Source organism: Xylanibacter brevis P6B11 (genome assembly GCF_000621825.1).
Taxonomy (GTDB): domain Bacteria; phylum Bacteroidota; class Bacteroidia; order Bacteroidales; family Bacteroidaceae; genus Prevotella; species Prevotella brevis.
Map to the genome: position 1 here is coordinate 285,679 of NZ_JHXG01000003.1, position 15,846 is coordinate 301,524.

The window sequence follows — 15,846 nt, forward strand, 5'->3', positions numbered from 1 at the left end:
CTGCAAAGTTACTTCTTCCGTCCGTCTTGTGCAATCCTCATTTATATGGATTTTGTATTTTCCCCTATGCTCATTTTCCTTAATTAATGTTTATATGAAGTCCATTTGACAGAAAATCAGTACCTTTGCACCCAAAATAAGAACGATGGCAATAGATAGTGCAATATTTCGTAGGAGTGAGTTGCTGCTGGGTAATGAGGCGATGGACCGCATTGCCCAAAAGCGTGTGATTATCTTTGGTGTGGGCGGCGTTGGCTCGTGGTGTGCCGAGAGCCTGGTGCGCAGTGGCATCCGCCAACTGACTATTGTTGACTCCGATCGCGTGTGTATCACCAATATTAACCGTCAGCTGATGGCCACCACCAAGACCGTTGGACAGGTAAAGGTGGATGCTCTGAAGGAGCGCCTGCTCAGCATCAACCCCAACGCCGAGATTACCGCCCTGCAACAAATCTTCTCGGAAGAGACTGCCGACAGTTTCCAGTTGGACACCTATGATTTTATTATTGATGCTATCGATTCGTTGAAAGACAAGGCCTACTTGATACTATTGGCATGTCGCACGCAGGCAAAGCTGTTCTCCTCCATGGGTGCTGCCTTGAAACTGGACCCCACGCGTATCAAGGTGACAGAGTTCTGGAAGGTGCAGGGCGACCCCTTGGCACGTGCGTTGAGAAAAAAGTTCAAGTCACAGAAGCTATTCCCCAAACGCAAGTTCCAGTGCGTCTATAGCGATGAACTGCTGGAGAATCGCGGCCAGAACGCCACTTGTGGCACAGAGCAGTGTATGTGCCCCAAAGCAAAAAATGGTCCAGGCGACCAGAGTCTCCTGAACCATGAGTGGTGTTCTTCGAAAGCCCAGATTAACGGAACCTTAGCTCATATCACAGCCATCTTCGGCTTTATGCTGGCAGGTCTCGTCATTCAGGATGCCACGGCAGAAAAATAAAGCAGCGTCTTTTTTTGTATTTGTAGATATGTCAGCATGTCTTTCTAAAAAGGCAACTTTTTGTGAGTAATAGTAGGGCTTTTATCTCGCAATAGTTATTGTTTTATCTCGCAATAGTTATTGTTTTGCGATGCAATAGTTATTGTTTTGAGTCGAATCTAGCCCCTGGAATGGGTGATTCTAGGGGCTAGATTGTATCTGTCTAGCCCCTAGATTCGTGCTGTCTAGCCCCTAGACGTTGATATTCTAGCCCCTAGAATCAAAACAAGACCTACGCTTTTGCATGGGCAAAGTGTAGGTCTTGGATGATAAAAGGGGAAGTGTTGGAAGTCAAAACGACCCATCTTAGGTGGTTATGTGCTATGTGGTGCAAGCATCTCTCAACTGCTCTAGTGCACGATGAAGCAGGGCACGGGGCGTTCCTACGTTGAGTCGCATGAAGCCTTGGGCATCGGTGCTGCCCTTGGCCGGCCTGTTGCTTTGCGGTGCAAAGAACATGGCGCCGTCGTTCAGGGCTAAATGGGCACGGTTGACAAAGAGATCCACGAGTGCATCGTGGCTGAGCTCCAAGTCGCGACAATCAAGCCAGACGAGGAACGAGGCCTGTGGACGCCAAGGTTTTATCTGAGGCAGATACTCCCTGCAATAATCTTCTACAAAGCGGATGTTGTCTTCTACATAGCTGAGCATCTGGCGTCGCCACTGCTCGCCCTGTTGGAAGGCAGCGATGGTGGCGATGGGCGCAAAGAGTGGTGGGTCGTTCAGCTCGTTGGCCTCAAGCCAGGTGTAGAAACGGCGACGCAGCGAGTCGTTGGGCACGATGGCATAACTGCTCACAATGCCTGCAATGTTGAACGTCTTCGAGGGCGCGCCGAAAGTGATGCTGATTTGGGCGGCCTCGTTGCTTACCGAGGCAAAGGGTGTGTGTTTGTGGCCAAAGAGTGCCATGTCTGAGTGGATCTCGTCGCTGATCACGATGATGTGGTGCTCGTAGCAGAAATGAGCTAGTCGCTGCAACGTTTCCTTAGACCAACAGATGCCGGCAGGGTTGTGGGGATTACTCAAGATGAGCAGTCGGCACTTGTCGTCGACCACCTCGGCCAGTTGCTCAAAGTCCATCTCGTAGGTGCCGTCAACCTCTTTAAGTGGGTTGTAAACCACCTGACGTCCGTTGCCCTCGGGCGTCAGTCGGAAAGGATGATAGACAGGTGTTTGGATGATGACCTTCTCGTCTTCCTTCACAAACACGTTGATGGCCATGCCGATGCCCTTCACGATGCCAGGTATATAGGTGAGCCAACGTCGTTCCACCTGCCACTGATGATGGTCGACAATCCATTGAATGACGGTGGTCCATAGCTCTTCGGGCACCACGGTGTAGCCAAACAGCGAATGGTCCAGTCGGCGGCGCAGCGCATCGGTGATGAATGACGGCGTCTCAAAATCCATATCAGCCACCCATAGTGGCAGCAGGTCACCGCGTCCGTAGCGTTCTTGCAGCACACCGTGCTTCAAGTCGCCACTTCCACTGCGGTCAATAATCTTATCGAAATTATATAGCTTACTCATCCTAAAAATCTAATCATATCTCTCATCTCTCATCTCTCATCTCTCCCCAAGCGCCTGTTTGATGTCTGCGAGAATGTCCTCTTTGTCTTCCAGTCCGATGGACAGGCGAATGGTGGTCTGTCGTACGTCCATAGCCTTTAGCTGTTCCTCTTTGAAGTTGCCAAAAATGGTTGAGGCCGGGTGGATGGCTAGCGTGCGACTGTCAAATAGGTTTGTGGCACGATGCACCAGCTTTAACCGGTTTAGGAAGTGGAAACACGCCTCTTTCGACTCGAGGTCGATGGTGAACATCGCTCCGGAAGTAGCTCCAAACTGCTGTCGGGCCAACGCATGATAGGCATTGTCTTCAAGACCGATGTAGTTGACCTTCACCACGCGGCTCAGCTCTTGTGCTAACCATAGAGCATTGCTGGCCTGACGCTGATAGCGCACATCCAGTGTTTCCAGTCCGAGTGTCTGCATATAGGCAGCCTGCGGCGTCATGTAGGCACCCAGGTTGAAGAGTAGGTCGTACTTCACGCGCTTGTTGATTTCAGGAAAGGTGCCATAGTCAATGACAAGTCCACCTAGCGAGGTGCCACCTCCCGACAGATACTTGGTGCTCGACACCACTTCGATGTCGATGCCCAGTTCTTTCAGGTGCGTTTCTGTAAATGGGATCACCGTAGAGTCGGCAATCACGGGAACGCCTTTCTTGTGGGCAATCTCGGCGATGGCTTTCAGGTCGGCCACTTCCAGTTGGGGGTTGGTGACCACCTCCAGGAATACCGCAGAGGTCTGTTCGTCAATGGCGTCGGCCACGGCCTCCAGATTGGTGAGGTCGCGCAGTCGTGCCTCTACGCCAAAGCGCTTCAGCGTATTAATGAGCAGAGCCAGTGTATTGCCAAACAGATGGTGTGACGACACGATGTTCTTCTGCTGTTCGGCTACGGCCAGCAGTGTGTTGCTGATGGCAGCCATGCCCGAGTTGAAGGCCGTGACGTGGACAGCTCCCGTCAGCGCTCTCACACGATCTTCGAAGTTGGTCACCGTGGGGTTTTCCACACGTGCGTAGTCGGGTGCCTTGATGCGATTGCAGAAGGCATCGGCCATCACGGAGGCATCGTCGAATTCGAATGCCACATTATTATACACAGGTACGGCCAGCGCTCCGTAAGCATCTGGCCGTACGAATGGGTTGTTAATCGCAATAGTTTGTTTCTTCATCCTTACCTATTTAAACCGTTTTGTATTTGCGTTTGTGTGTGTATGTGTATGGTTGATGTTTAGATGTAGAACTCTGACGAGTCGATCAGTCCGGCTCGCAGAGCATATTTGACCACCTCGTGGGCTGTGTTGACGCCCAACTTGCGGAAGATGTTCTTGCGATGGGTGGTGATGGTGTGGACACTTGAGAAGCGCTCGGTGGCAATCTCCTTGGTGGTCTTGCCCTGAGCGATGGCTTTCACAATCTCTGTCTCGGTAGCTGTCAGCAGACTGGGTTGTTCTTCTTCCTCCTGTTGCTGACTGATGATGGCTTCAAGGGCACGCTGACTGATGAAGCGCTGGTGGTGACTCACGGATTGCAGCGCGTCGCGCAACTCCTGCAGTGAACCATCCTTGAAAACGATGCTGAACTGGTGCGACGAATAGATGACACGACGCATGAACCTGGAGGTCAGCTCGTCACTGATCAGGATCCATTCAGACAGCGAGAAACGTTCGGCCACTATCAGCAGCTGATCTTCGTCGGTGAAGTCAAACATGGTGTAATCGAGCAGTACAGTGGCGCACTCGTGTTCCTTCAGCAATGCCACAAGTCCAGCCTTGTCTGATGCTTTATACACCGTGTTCTCATTATCTTTTGTGAGTAGGCTCTCCAATGCGAAGCGCGTCAACTCCTGATTGTCTGCTAAGATATACTTCATGGATGATTAATCTATTTATTCTTTCCGACTGCAAAGCTACTACTTTTTTCTAACTTCTCATCATCAATGACACGAATTATACGAATCTGTCATGTAAATGAACAACATCCGTAAAATTCGTGCACACTGAGGATATGGCAAGATTAGATCTTGTCGAGAGCCTGCTTCAAGTCGTCCAGAATATCATCGATATGCTCTGTACCGATGCTCAGACGGATCGTTGCAGGTGTGATGTGCTGCTCAGCCAGTTCCTCGGGCGACAACTGCGAGTGGGTGGTGGTGTAGGGATGAATCACCAGGCTCTTCACGTCGGCCACGTTAGCCAGCAGCGAGAAGATCTGCAGCGCATCGATAAACTTCCACGCCTCTTCCTGTCCGCCCTTGATCTCGAAGGTGAAGATGCTGCCTGCACCATTGGGGAAGTACTTGTTGTACAAGGCATGGTCGCGATGGCTTGCCAGTGCGGGGTGGTTCACCTTAGCCACCTTGGGGTGGTTGGCCAGGAAGTCAACAACCTTCAAGGCATTCTCTACATGGCGCTCTACGCGCAGACTCAGAGTCTCTACGCCCTGCAACAGAATGAATGCGTTGAAAGGAGAGATGGCTGCACCCGTGTCACGCAGAATGACGGCACGAATACGCGTCACATAGGCTGCGGCACCTACTGCATCGGCAAATACGATGCCGTGGTAAGAGGGATCGGGTTTAGCCAGTGTGGGGAACTTGTCGGGATTAGCTTTCCAGTCAAATTTACCACCATCTACAATCACACCGCCCAGCGAGGTGCCATGACCGCCAAGGAACTTGGTAGCCGAATGTACTACGATATCGGCTCCATGTTCCAGCGGACGGATAAGGTATGGCGTTCCGAATGTGTTGTCAACGATGAAGGGGATGCCGTGCTTATGGGCTACAGCGGCTACGCCTTCAAGGTCGAGCACATCACTGTTGGGGTTGCCGAATGTCTCGGCATATACTACTTTTGTGTTGGGTTTGATAGCGGCCTCGAGAGCAGCAAGGTCGTTGACGTTGATAATGGTATTGCTGATGCCCTGTGTGGCCAGCGTGTGGGTGATCAGGTTGTAAGAACCACCATACAGGTTGTCGGCAGCCACGATGTGATCGCCAGCCTGCACGATGTTCTGCAGCGCATAGGTGATGGCAGCGGCGCCAGAAGCTACAGCCAAACCGGCTACACCGCCTTCAAGGGCTGCCACACGGTCTTCGAACACACCCTGGGTGGAGTTGGTCAGGCGACCGTAGATGTTGCCTGCATCGCGAAGACCGAAGCGGTCTGCAGCATGCTGTGAGTTGCGGAACACATAAGAGGTGGTCTGGTAGATGGGCACGGCGCGTGCGTCGGTTGCGGGATCGGCCTGTTCCTGACCTACGTGGAGTTGCAAAGTCTCAAATCGATAATTCTTCTGTGCCATAATCTTTTTCCTTTCTTTTATTTGGTTATTGTTTATGATTTCATTTTTTGTTTTGTCCTTTTGACGTTGCAAAGGTACTATGTTTGGAAAAAACAACCAAATTTCTTGTAGAATCCAGAAGATATTACTAATTTTGCATTTGTAAAAGAATAAAATTCCGAGAAACGGCTTATTTGATACTTCAAACAGAATAAAACTCTAAAAAATGGCAGAAATACTAGATGAAACCGACCTGCAGATACTGAAAACGCTGCAAAAAAACGCGAAATTGACCACAAAAGAACTGGCAGAAGCCGTGCATCTGACGCCTACGCCGGTCTTTGAGCGCCAAAAACGACTGGAGAAGAAGGGCTACATCAAAAAGTATGTGGCAGTGCTCGACCCCGAGAAGTTGGGGCAGGGCTTGCAGGTGTTCTGCAAGGTGAAGTTGCAGCAGATCAACCACGAGATCGCTGATGCCTTCGTGCGTCGCATACAGCGCATACCCGAAGTGACGGAATGCTACAACACCTCAGGCTCGTACGACTATTTATTAAAAGTACGTGCGCGTGATATGAAACAGTATCAGGAGTTTGTGCTCACCAAGTTGGGCGACATCGACCATGTGGGTGCTATTGAAAGCACGTTTGTGATGAGCGAAGTAAAGCAGACTTATGGTATCAATATTTAAACTTTTAAAGCTAAAAAACATAAAAAAAGGGTCACCGCTGTGACCCAACCTTTGTTAACCTTAAATCTAATACTATGAAAAACACGATGCAAAGGTAGGGTAAAAAGTTTCAATCCGCAACGAAAACAATCAAAAAAGTTATTGATTTGTTATTTAATTGATATAAGTCAAGTGAATCGGAAGCGCTATGCTATAGTTTTGGTGTTATCAATGAAAAATATTACCTTTGCAAAACAAATACGAATAGAGATAAATCATCAAGATTAAATGTTAGGATATGGAAAACCCTTATGTGAAGCAATACCCCGAACTGCTCAGTGGTAAAACGTTGATGTATGTGCATGGCTTTGGCTCCAGTGGTCAGTCGGGCACGGTGACGCGTCTGCGTACGGTGTTCCCCAATGCTAAAGTGGTGGCACCCGATCTGCCCGTAGATCCCTTTGAGGCTATGACGCTGCTGAAGCAGTTGTGCAAGGACGAGCAGCCAGCGCTCATCCTGGGTACGTCGATGGGCGGTATGTACACCGAGCAGCTTGCTGGCTTCGACCGCATCTGCATGAATCCGGCCATGAACATAGCCGACACGATGCAGGCTCACGGCATGACGGGCACACAGATGTTCCAGAATCCGCGTCTTGATGGTGTGAATCAGTTTTATGTAGATAAAGCATTGGTGAAAGCCTATCGCACCGTTTCCGAGCAGCGCTTTGCCCATGTTGATGACGAAGAGCGGGTGCGCGTATATGGTCTTTTTGGCGACCGCGACGAGGTGGTGGACACTTTCGATATGTTTCAGCAGCACTATCCCAACGCCATCCACTTTCATGGCGAACACCGCATGGACGACCGTTCGTTCATGCACTCGGTAGTGCCGGTGATTCGATGGATCGACGACCGCCAGGAGAAACGCGAGCGTCCTATCGTATATATAGGTGTGGAATGCTTGTGGGATGACTATAAGAAGCCTACAAGCAGCAGTCAGAAGACGGTGCGCCAACTGGTAGAGAACTATCAGGTGTACTTTGTAGCACCTTCGGCCTCGTCTTGTCCTGCCGACTATGCCGAGGTGGTGGCATGGCTCCGCGAGTATTTCGATGTGATGGCATGGGGACACACCATCTTCACCAATCAGCGACACTTGCTGTATGGCGACTACCTGATTGAGAAGACGATGACTCGCGATTCAATGGCCACCCGTCTGGAGTTTGGTTCGGATACGTTCAAGACGTGGGAGGCCGTGCTGGACTATTTCTCGTTGTTGGGCGGACAGTAGGTGTCTTCCATCTCTTCGTCCAACTTGTTCTCCCAAAGATAGCGTTTTGTTTCTTTGGCCGCCACACCGCTGAGCAACAATAGTGCGATGAGGTTGGGGATGGTCATCAGTGCATTCATGCAGTCGGCAATGTTCCATATGATGTCGAGGTTGATGATGCAGCCAAAGAAAAGCATCACGATGTAGAGGATGCGATAGAAACGATTAGCCTTCTTTTTCTCAATATAGTTCACGGCACTTTCACCATAATAGCTCCATCCTAGGATGGTGCTGAACGCGAAGGTGATAATGCCGAAGGTGAGTATGGGCGCTCCTACGTATGGAATCTTTGAAAAAGCTACTTTTGTCAGGGCAGCACCGTCGCTATAGGTGATCTCGGGATAGGCCAGGATGCTGCTGACCAGTACGATGCCGGTCATGGCACAGATGACGACCGTGTCCCAGAAAGTACCAGTGCTTGACACCAGGGCCTGACGTACGGGGTTGCGTGTCTGGGCGGCTGCAGCCACAATAGGTGCCGAACCCATACCGCTCTCGTTGGAGAATAGACCGCGGGCAATGCCATAGCGGGCGGCCATCATGACCGAAGCACCCACAAAGCCACTGCCGGCAGCCTCGGGGTTAAAGGCGGAACGAACGATGAGTTGGATGGCAGGCCACACATAGGAGCTGTTCATACAGAGAATGATGATGCACCCTAAGACATAGAGGATAGCCATGAAAGGCACCAAGATGGTGCATACCTTTGAGATGGACTTCACACCGCCAAGGATGACCGAGGCCGTGAGCACGCAGACGGAGATGCCAATAGCCCAGGTGGGGATGCCAAAAGTCTCGTTGGTGAGCAGGGCAATGGAGTTGGCCTGCACCGTACAACCGATGCCAAACGAGGCCAGGGCGGTGAATACGGCAAACAGGATAGCCAGCCATTTCATGCCAAGACCACGCTCCAGGGCATACATCGGTCCACCATAGTAGTGACCGTCTTCTGCCTTGACGCGGTACTCGACGGCCAACAGTCCTTCAGCATATTTCGTGGCCATGCCAAAGATGCCCGTCAACCAGCACCACAACACTGCACCCGGACCGCCCAGGGCTACAGCAGTGGCCACGCCCACGATGTTTCCCGTTCCAATAGTGGCAGCCATGGCTGTTGCCAATGCACCAAACTGGCTGACGTCGCCGGTGGCTCCTTTGTCTTTGCGCAGTGACATGCAGATGCCCGTCAGTATCTTGCGCTGCGGTATGCGCAGTCTGAATGTCAGAAAGATATGTGTACCTAGCAGTAGTATGATCATGGGCCATCCCCAGAGGAAAGCGCCCATAGCGGTAAAGAACTCGTTGATTGCGTCCATTGTCTTTAGGGTATGTTTATCAGTTTATGCGTCTGCAGTGACAGGTGCCAGTGCGGGTGCTGCTGGATGTATGTCACGCATTGTTCAGTAAGTTGTTGGTTTCTTGTGTTGTCGCCAGTGTCGCAAGGTTGCAGACACAGGTAGGCATCTTTAGCTTCACTGGCATATCGTTCGGGATCGTGTAGACCGTCGAACACTACTTTCACTTCGTTAATCTTGTTTAGTTGGGGTGCTGGCACATGGTCGGCAAACTGATCTTTAGGCGACCATGTGATCCAGTCGATGCTGACTGGCAGCGTGTGAGTACCGTTGGTCTCTATGGCTACATAGAAACCGGCCTGATGCAGCTTTTCTATCAGTGCATCATCGACCTGCAGCGATGGCTCGCCACCTGTGAGAACGACAAAGCCGCACGAGCGCCACTGACTGATGGCCTCGATAATCTCGTCGGCCGTCATCGGTTGATAGTGGCTGAAGTCAGTGTCGCAGAAAGGACAGCGCAGGTTGCAACCGCTGAAGCGTACAAAGACCGCGGCACGTCCGGTGTGTCGGCCCTCACCCTGAAGGGTATAGAATATTTCGTTGACTCTATACATCACAGCAGATAGCGGGCGTCGATGGGAAAATCATTGTCGTAGGCTTGTGCTACGTTGCCAAACGACTCTTCTACGATGGCTTTATAGCACTGGGGAAACTGCTTCACCACCCAGGCGGCGATATTCTCGGCCGTGGGGTTGAAGGGCAACAGGTCGTTGAGATTGCCGTGGTCCAGATAGCCGTGAATGGCTTTCTTGATGTGTGAATAGTCAATCACCATGCCGTCGGCATTGACATCTTCCGAGGCCAGAAAAACGGTGATTGTCCAGTTGTGACCGTGCAAGCGGCTGCACTTGCTGTCGTACGATAATGATAGTTGGTGGCTACCAGCCACGTCCATTTTCTTTGATATACAATAAATCATAGTTTAAAAAGCTTCCACCATCATGGCTTTCGCCCAGTGGGTAGGGAAAAAAGCTCGTTATTTTTTTTCAGTTGTCTTGCAATATTGCGCTGCAAAGGTAGCACAATTATCTGACAGTGCCAAAACCGCTATAAGATTTTTTGGCAAGCATAAAACAAATAAAGGCCAAAATTCATGGAATTCTGGCCTTTATTGATGACACCTTCAGAAGGTGTTTAGATGATCGATGCGAAGTCTTTCTCGCAGATATAGTTCAGTCCGTTTGACTTGATGACCTCCTTCGCCTTGTCGGTGTCGTCGGTGCGGAAAATCAGGATGCCCTTACCTGCCAACAGGAATGAATAGAGGTAGGTGATGCCCAGACCTGCATCGCTGAATGTCTTGACGGCGTCGGCAGCACGACCGGGCTCGTTGTCCAGCTGGATGGCGAACACCTTTGATAGGGCTACGGCCACGCCTGCATTCTTCAGCTCCTCATAGGCGCGTGCAGGTTCGCTGCAGATGATGCGATAGATGCCATACTCTGCCGTGTCGGCAATGGTGGAAGCAATGATCTGGATGTTTGACTGCTTCAGCAGGTCGAGAACTTTAACGAGTGTGCCCGAACGGTTCTCAATGAAGATGGATAGTTGGTTAATTGTCATAATACTAGTATTTTACTTGGTTATGCTGTTTCTTTATTGTTGTCTCTATAGCTTACTGGTACACCTTGCGCTTATCTACCACGCGCACGGCTTTACCTTCGCTGACGGGCAGTGTGCCGCGGGGCACCAGTTTGACACGTGGCGTGAGCAGTATCTCGTCCTTCAAGGCACGGGTGATGTCCTTGTTGAGCTGCTGCAAGCGACTGTAGTCGTCGGTGAACATGTCGGCCAGCTCCACCTCTACGGTCATGTTGTCGTTGTTGTCGTCGGTGGTCAGGGTGATGAGATAGTTGTTGCCCAGTTCTTTGAACTGCATCAAGATCTTCTCAATCTGGATGGGGAAGATGTTGACACCGCGCAGCACCATCATATCGTCGGAACGTCCGCGCATGCGGTCCAGGCGTACATGGTTGCGACCGCAGGGACAGCTGCGTCCCAGCACGCGGGTGAGGTCGCGGGTGCGGTAGCGCAACAGCGGCATGGCCTCGCGACATAGGGTGGTGAGTATCAGTTCGCCAATCTCGCCATCGGGCACAGGCTCCAGGGTCTCGGGGTTGACAATCTCTACGATGTAGTAGTCTTCCCAGAAGTGCAGACCATTCTGCTCGGGACATTCGAAGCCCACACCAGGTCCACACATCTCACTCATGCCAAACGAGTTGTAGGCTTTCACACCCATCATCTCCTCGATGCGCTTACGCTGTTCCTCGCTGTGAGGCTCGGCACCGATGGCCAGCACCTTCAGTTTGGTGTCGCGACGCGGGTCAACGCCCTGCTCCTGCATCACCTCGTAGAGGCGGGTTACGTATGAGGGTACGGCATGGATGGCCGTGGTGCCAAAGTCCTTGATGAACTTAATCTGGCGCAGAGAGTTGCCGGCAGCAGCGGGAACGGTGAGCATGCCCAGGCGCTCGGCGCCATACTGGAAACCCAGTCCGCCGGTGAACATGCCATAGCCCGATGAGTTCTGGAATACATCGTCGGGGCGCAGACCCACCATCCACAGGTTGCGTGCCACCTGGTTGGCCCACTCGTCGAGGTCCTTTTGCGTGTGCAGTATCACGGTAGGATTGCCGGTGGTGCCGCTGGATGAGTGCAGCCGCACGCAGTCGCGCAGGGGCACGCAACTCATACCAAAAGGATAGGTGTCGCGCAGGTCTTGTTTGGTGGTAAAAGGCAGTTTGCGAATGTCGGCCAGCGACTGTATGTCGTCGGGCGTGATGCCTGCCTCCTTGAATTTCTTCTGATAGAACGCGTTGCTCATGCAGTGGTGCACAGTCTCTTTGAGACGCTCCAACTGGAAGGCCTCAATCTGCTGGCGTGTCATGGTCTCGCGTTCTGGATTGAAGTAGGGGCTCTCTGGCATTATGTTATTATCTTGTTTCATTGAGTAATATTTGAAATAGTTTATAAAGGTTTCAGAAATAACTCCCACCCCTCGCGGTGAGGGGTGGGGGAAAGGTTGTTTTTCTACAGTTTTCGGTTGTCAATCACGTGTGCGCTCTTGCCCTGACTGCGCTCAATGGTGTTGGGGGCTTTCAGTTGTACCTTGGCTACGATGCTGAGCACGCTCTTCAACTTGTTGCTGAGCTTCTTCTCGAGTTCGGCAACGGCAGCGGGCGTATCGAAGGTGGCGGTGAAGTATTCCTGGCGCAGCTCTACCTGTACCTGCAGCGTGTCGAGGTTGTTGACGCGGTCCACCACCAGCATGTAGCGTGGCGCAAACTCTGGCATAGAGAGAATGACGCTCTCCACCTGTGAGGGGAAGACGTTGATACCGCGGATGATGAGCATGTCGTCTGAACGACCTTCGATGCGGCCCATACGGATGTTGGTGCGACCACATTCGCAGACGCCGGGCAACAGCGAACAGAGGTCGCGGGTGCGGTAGCGCAGCAGTGGCATGCCCTCCTTGGTCAGCGTGGTGAACACCAGTTCGCCGGTCTCGCCGTTGGGCAGGGGCTCGAGGGTTACGGGGTCGATGATTTCAGGATAGAAGTGGTCTTCGTTGATGTGGCTGCCGTGTTGCATCTCACACTCGTAGCTCACGCTAGGACCCATGATCTCGCTCAGTCCATAGATGTTATAACCCTTCAGTCCCAGACGCGCCTCAATCTCCTGTCGCATCTGCTCGGTCCATGGCTCAGCACCGAAGGCACCAATCTTCAAACGGATGTCTTCCTTCTTGATGCCCATCTTCTCCATGGTCTCAGCCAGATAGAGGGCGTAAGACGGCGTACAGGCAATGCCCGTGATACCCAGGTCGCGAATCAGCTTCAGGTGCTTCTCGGTGTTGCCCGTTCCTGCGGGAATGACAGAGGCTCCCATATGCTCCACACCGTAGTGCGCACCCAGACCGCCAGTGAACAGTCCGTAGCCGTAGGCCACAGAGAAAATGTCGTCGCGGGTCACGCCAAAAGCTGTGAGACAGCGGGCCATGGTCTCGCTCCAGATACCGATGTCCTTGCGGGTGTAACCCACGATGGTGGGATTGCCAGTGGTGCCCGAAGAGGCATGCACGCGGATGATCTCGCTCTGAGGTGCTGCCTGCAGACCAAAGGGATAGTTGTCGCGCAAGTCCTGTTTGGTGGTAAAGGGCAACTTCTTGATATCTTCGATGGTTTGGATGTCGTCGGGGCGGATGTCCAAAGCCTGAAGTTTGTTACGATAAAAGGGTACATTGTGGTACACGTACTCCACAATCTTGTGAAGTCGTTTACCTTGCAGAGCGCTCATTTCATCGCGGCTCATGCATTCTTTGTTGGGATTCCAAATCATGTCTAAGTTTTTAGGTTTGTGTGTTGCAAAAGTACAATATTTATTGCTTTTCGCCAAAAAATAGTCACGAAACTTATTGTCTTCTCCTTAAATTGTATTATTTTTGCAACAAAATACAAAAAAGCTATGATAAACAGACAACTACTAAAACCAGAGAGCATTGTGGTGATTGGTGGATCTAACAATGTGCATAAACCCGGTGGTGCCGTGGTGCGAAATTTGTTGAGTGGAGGATTTGAAGGTACGCTGCGCGTAGTGAACCCCAAAGAGGACGAGGTGCAGGGTATCAAGGCTTTCCACGACCCCAAGGAACTGCCGCCCACCGACCTGGCTATCCTGGTAGTGGCTGCCAAGTTCTGTCCAGACTATGTGGAACTGTTGGCCCGCGAGAAGCAGGTACGTGCCTTTATTATCATATCGGCCGGTTTTAGCGAGGAGACACAAGAGGGTGCACAGCTGGAAAAACGCATCCTGGACACTTGCCAGCAGTATGATTGTGCGCTGATAGGCCCTAACTGTATAGGTCTGCTTACGCGTTGGCATCACTCCGTATTCACCAAACCTATTCCTCACCTGAATGCCAAGGGCGTGGACTTCATCTCGGGGTCGGGTGCTACGGCAGTGTTTATTCTGGAGAGTGCTGTCAGCAAAGGCCTGCAGTTCAACAGCGTGTGGTCTATAGGCAATGGTAAACAAATAGGTATCGAGAGCGTACTGGAATATATGGACGAGCATTTCGATGCTGAAAACGACTCCCACGTCAAACTGCTCTATATCGAGAATATTACCGATCCAGATAAGTTGCTTTATCATGCTACGTCCTTGATTAAGAAGGGCTGCAGAATTGCAGCTATCAAAGCCGGTTCTTCGACGGCAGGAAGCCGTGCGGCCAGCAGCCACACGGGCGCCATTGCTTCGAGTGACTCGGCTGTTGAGGCTCTGTTCCGCAAGGCCGGCATCGTGCGTTGCTTCTCGCGTGAAGAACTGACCACCGTGGGCTGTATCTTCACGTTGCCCCGCTTCACGGGCAATAACTTCGCCATCGTGACGCACGCCGGAGGTCCAGGTGTGATGCTCACCGATGCACTGGCAAAAGGAGGCATGAACGTGCCACCGCTGACTGGTCCTGTGGCCGAGGAACTGAAATCGAAGCTTCTGCCAGGCAGTAGTGTGTCGAACCCCATCGATATTCTGGCTACAGGTACGGCCGAGCATCTTGGCATAGCCATTGACTATTGCGAGAAGATGGCCGACATCGATGCTATCATGGTTATTTTCGGTACACCGGGACTGGTCAAGATCTTCGAGGTCTATGATGTGCTGCATAAGAAGATTATGGAATGCAAGAAACCTATTTTCCCCATTCTGCCCAGTCTGAGCACGGCAGGTCCCGAGGTGCAGGAGTTCTTGAAACGTGGTCATGTGAACTTCTGCGATGAGGTGACGCTGGCTACTGCACTGACACAGGTCATGAAGACACCGGCACCCGCCGAACAGAACGTGGTGGTGAACGGTGTGGATGTGCCGCAGATAAGGAGAATCATTGATGGTATTCAGACCCACCCCCAACCCCTCCCTGAAGGGAGGGGAGAGGATAGTTCTTCTACTGAGAAAACTGACGATAAGACTATATATTCCCCTCCATCACAGGGAGGGGTAAAGGGGTGGGTCTCTCCTTCGATTGTTAATGCCCTCCTTTCAGCTGCCGGCATTCCTACGGTGCCCGAGTTTGTGAGTGACAACAAGGAACAGGTGGTGGCCTTTGCCGAGAGGTGTGGCTTCCCCGTGGTGGTCAAGGTGGTAGGTCCTGTCCATAAGAGTGATGTGGGCGGCGTGTCGCTGAACATCCGTTCAAAGGAGGTGTTGGTGGCCGAGTTCGAGCGAATGATGCAGATACCTGGGGCAACGGCCGTGATGGTTCAGAAGATGCTAAAGGGCCGCGAACTGTTTATTGGCGCTAAATACGAACCGCGTTTCGGTCATGTGGTGCTCTGCGGCCTGGGTGGCATTTTTGTGGAGGTGCTGAAGGATGTGTCGTCAGGATTGGCGCCTTTGTCCTATGAGGAGGCCTACTCCATGATTCACTCGCTGCGTGCATATAAGATATTAAAAGGTACACGCGGACAAAAAGGCATCAACGAGCGAAAGTATGCCGAGATTATCGTGCGCCTGAGCACCTTGCTTCGCTTTGCCACAGAGATCAAAGAGATGGATATCAACCCGCTGTTGGCCGACGAAAATGATGTGACTGCCGTCGATGCCCGCATTCTGGTTGAGAAATAGAAAAGACGTCTATATAAAAAACAA

The 15,846-nt window shown here is 51.7% G+C and carries 14 protein-coding genes; 4 read left to right on the forward strand and 10 right to left on the reverse strand.

Annotated elements, in window-relative coordinates; all coding sequences use genetic code 11:
* Window positions 1-145 precede the first annotated feature (145 nt).
* On the forward strand, window positions 146-949 hold the full coding sequence (locus T496_RS0101230) for a tRNA threonylcarbamoyladenosine dehydratase (protein WP_027449127.1): 804 nt from the start codon (window positions 146-148) through the stop codon (window positions 947-949).
* A 360-nt stretch (window positions 950-1,309) separates the two neighbouring features.
* On the opposite strand, the gene T496_RS0101235 is transcribed toward T496_RS0101230, so the two are convergent.
* The 4 genes from T496_RS0101235 to T496_RS0101250 form a co-directional block, all read right to left on the reverse strand.
* Window positions 1,310-2,518 (reverse strand): MalY/PatB family protein, encoded by a 1,209-nt coding sequence (locus T496_RS0101235; RefSeq protein ID WP_027449128.1) that lies wholly within the window; start codon window positions 2,516-2,518, stop codon window positions 1,310-1,312.
* Window positions 2,519-2,554: 36 nt separating this feature from the next.
* Window positions 2,555-3,724 carry a trans-sulfuration enzyme family protein gene (locus tag T496_RS0101240; protein ID WP_027449129.1) on the reverse strand — a complete coding sequence of 390 codons (1,170 nt, stop codon included), beginning with the start codon at window positions 3,722-3,724 and terminating at the stop codon, window positions 2,555-2,557.
* 59 nt (window positions 3,725-3,783) lie between these two features.
* Complete coding sequence (locus T496_RS0101245) at window positions 3,784-4,425, reverse strand: response regulator transcription factor (RefSeq protein ID WP_027449130.1); 642 nt, start codon at window positions 4,423-4,425, stop codon at window positions 3,784-3,786.
* Between the two features lie 143 nt (window positions 4,426-4,568).
* Window positions 4,569-5,858 carry an O-acetylhomoserine aminocarboxypropyltransferase/cysteine synthase family protein gene (locus tag T496_RS0101250; protein WP_027449131.1) on the reverse strand — a complete coding sequence of 430 codons (1,290 nt, stop codon included), beginning with the start codon at window positions 5,856-5,858 and terminating at the stop codon, window positions 4,569-4,571.
* Window positions 5,859-6,063: 205 nt separating this feature from the next.
* Between T496_RS0101250 and T496_RS0101255 the strand changes: the two genes are divergently transcribed.
* The gene (locus tag T496_RS0101255; RefSeq protein WP_027449132.1) at window positions 6,064-6,528 is read left to right on the forward strand and encodes an Lrp/AsnC family transcriptional regulator; all 465 of its coding nucleotides are present in this window, start codon (window positions 6,064-6,066) and stop codon (window positions 6,526-6,528) included.
* 277 nt (window positions 6,529-6,805) lie between these two features.
* Window positions 6,806-7,801, forward strand: a complete 996-nt coding sequence (locus T496_RS0101260; protein ID WP_027449133.1) for a YqiA/YcfP family alpha/beta fold hydrolase — start codon at window positions 6,806-6,808, stop codon at window positions 7,799-7,801.
* Here the strand turns inward: T496_RS0101260 and T496_RS0101265 are convergent.
* The 6 genes from T496_RS0101265 to T496_RS0101290 form a co-directional block, all read right to left on the reverse strand.
* Window positions 7,774-9,156, reverse strand: coding sequence for an alanine/glycine:cation symporter family protein (locus T496_RS0101265; RefSeq protein ID WP_027449134.1), 1,383 nt, complete (start codon window positions 9,154-9,156; stop codon window positions 7,774-7,776). The two genes, T496_RS0101260 and T496_RS0101265, sit on opposite strands and share 28 nt — an antisense overlap.
* Window positions 9,157-9,161: 5 nt before the next feature.
* The gene (locus T496_RS0101270) at window positions 9,162-9,752 is read right to left on the reverse strand and encodes a 7-carboxy-7-deazaguanine synthase QueE (protein ID WP_027449135.1); all 591 of its coding nucleotides are present in this window, start codon (window positions 9,750-9,752) and stop codon (window positions 9,162-9,164) included.
* Window positions 9,752-10,114: a 6-pyruvoyl trahydropterin synthase family protein gene (locus T496_RS0101275; RefSeq protein ID WP_027449136.1), complete on the reverse strand. Its 363-nt coding sequence runs from the start codon at window positions 10,112-10,114 to the stop codon at window positions 9,752-9,754. Before T496_RS0101275 ends, T496_RS0101270 begins: the two co-directional genes overlap by 1 nt.
* Before the next feature lie 218 nt (window positions 10,115-10,332).
* The gene (locus tag T496_RS0101280) at window positions 10,333-10,761 is read right to left on the reverse strand and encodes an amino acid-binding protein (protein ID WP_027449137.1); all 429 of its coding nucleotides are present in this window, start codon (window positions 10,759-10,761) and stop codon (window positions 10,333-10,335) included.
* Between the two features lie 52 nt (window positions 10,762-10,813).
* Window positions 10,814-12,127, reverse strand: coding sequence for a phenylacetate--CoA ligase family protein (locus T496_RS0101285; RefSeq protein ID WP_027449138.1), 1,314 nt, complete (start codon window positions 12,125-12,127; stop codon window positions 10,814-10,816).
* A gap of 104 nt (window positions 12,128-12,231) precedes the next feature.
* On the reverse strand, window positions 12,232-13,539 hold the full coding sequence (locus T496_RS0101290) for a phenylacetate--CoA ligase family protein (RefSeq protein ID WP_027449139.1): 1,308 nt from the start codon (window positions 13,537-13,539) through the stop codon (window positions 12,232-12,234).
* Between the two features lie 126 nt (window positions 13,540-13,665).
* Here T496_RS0101290 and T496_RS0101295 point away from each other — a divergent pair, with 126 nt between their 5' ends.
* Complete coding sequence (locus T496_RS0101295) at window positions 13,666-15,822, forward strand: acetate--CoA ligase family protein (protein ID WP_027449140.1); 2,157 nt, start codon at window positions 13,666-13,668, stop codon at window positions 15,820-15,822.
* The last annotated feature ends 24 nt before the right edge of the window (window positions 15,823-15,846 follow it).

Excerpts from the sequence above, each read along its gene's own strand:
- T496_RS0101230 (WP_027449127.1), top strand. The coding sequence starts at position 146 with ATGGCAATAGATAGTGCAATATTTCGTAGGAGTGAGTTGCTGCTGGGT.
- T496_RS0101235 (WP_027449128.1), bottom strand. The coding sequence starts at position 2,518 with ATGAGTAAGCTATATAATTTCGATAAGATTATTGACCGCAGTGGAAGT.
- T496_RS0101240 (WP_027449129.1), bottom strand. The coding sequence starts at position 3,724 with ATGAAGAAACAAACTATTGCGATTAACAACCCATTCGTACGGCCAGAT.
- T496_RS0101245 (WP_027449130.1), bottom strand. The coding sequence starts at position 4,425 with ATGAAGTATATCTTAGCAGACAATCAGGAGTTGACGCGCTTCGCATTG.
- T496_RS0101250 (WP_027449131.1), bottom strand. The coding sequence starts at position 5,858 with ATGGCACAGAAGAATTATCGATTTGAGACTTTGCAACTCCACGTAGGT.
- T496_RS0101255 (WP_027449132.1), top strand. The coding sequence starts at position 6,064 with ATGGCAGAAATACTAGATGAAACCGACCTGCAGATACTGAAAACGCTG.
- T496_RS0101260 (WP_027449133.1), top strand. The coding sequence starts at position 6,806 with ATGGAAAACCCTTATGTGAAGCAATACCCCGAACTGCTCAGTGGTAAA.
- T496_RS0101265 (WP_027449134.1), bottom strand. The coding sequence starts at position 9,156 with ATGGACGCAATCAACGAGTTCTTTACCGCTATGGGCGCTTTCCTCTGG.
- T496_RS0101270 (WP_027449135.1), bottom strand. The coding sequence starts at position 9,752 with ATGTATAGAGTCAACGAAATATTCTATACCCTTCAGGGTGAGGGCCGA.
- T496_RS0101280 (WP_027449137.1), bottom strand. The coding sequence starts at position 10,761 with ATGACAATTAACCAACTATCCATCTTCATTGAGAACCGTTCGGGCACA.
- T496_RS0101285 (WP_027449138.1), bottom strand. The coding sequence starts at position 12,127 with ATGCCAGAGAGCCCCTACTTCAATCCAGAACGCGAGACCATGACACGC.
- T496_RS0101290 (WP_027449139.1), bottom strand. The coding sequence starts at position 13,539 with ATGATTTGGAATCCCAACAAAGAATGCATGAGCCGCGATGAAATGAGC.
- T496_RS0101295 (WP_027449140.1), top strand. The coding sequence starts at position 13,666 with ATGATAAACAGACAACTACTAAAACCAGAGAGCATTGTGGTGATTGGT.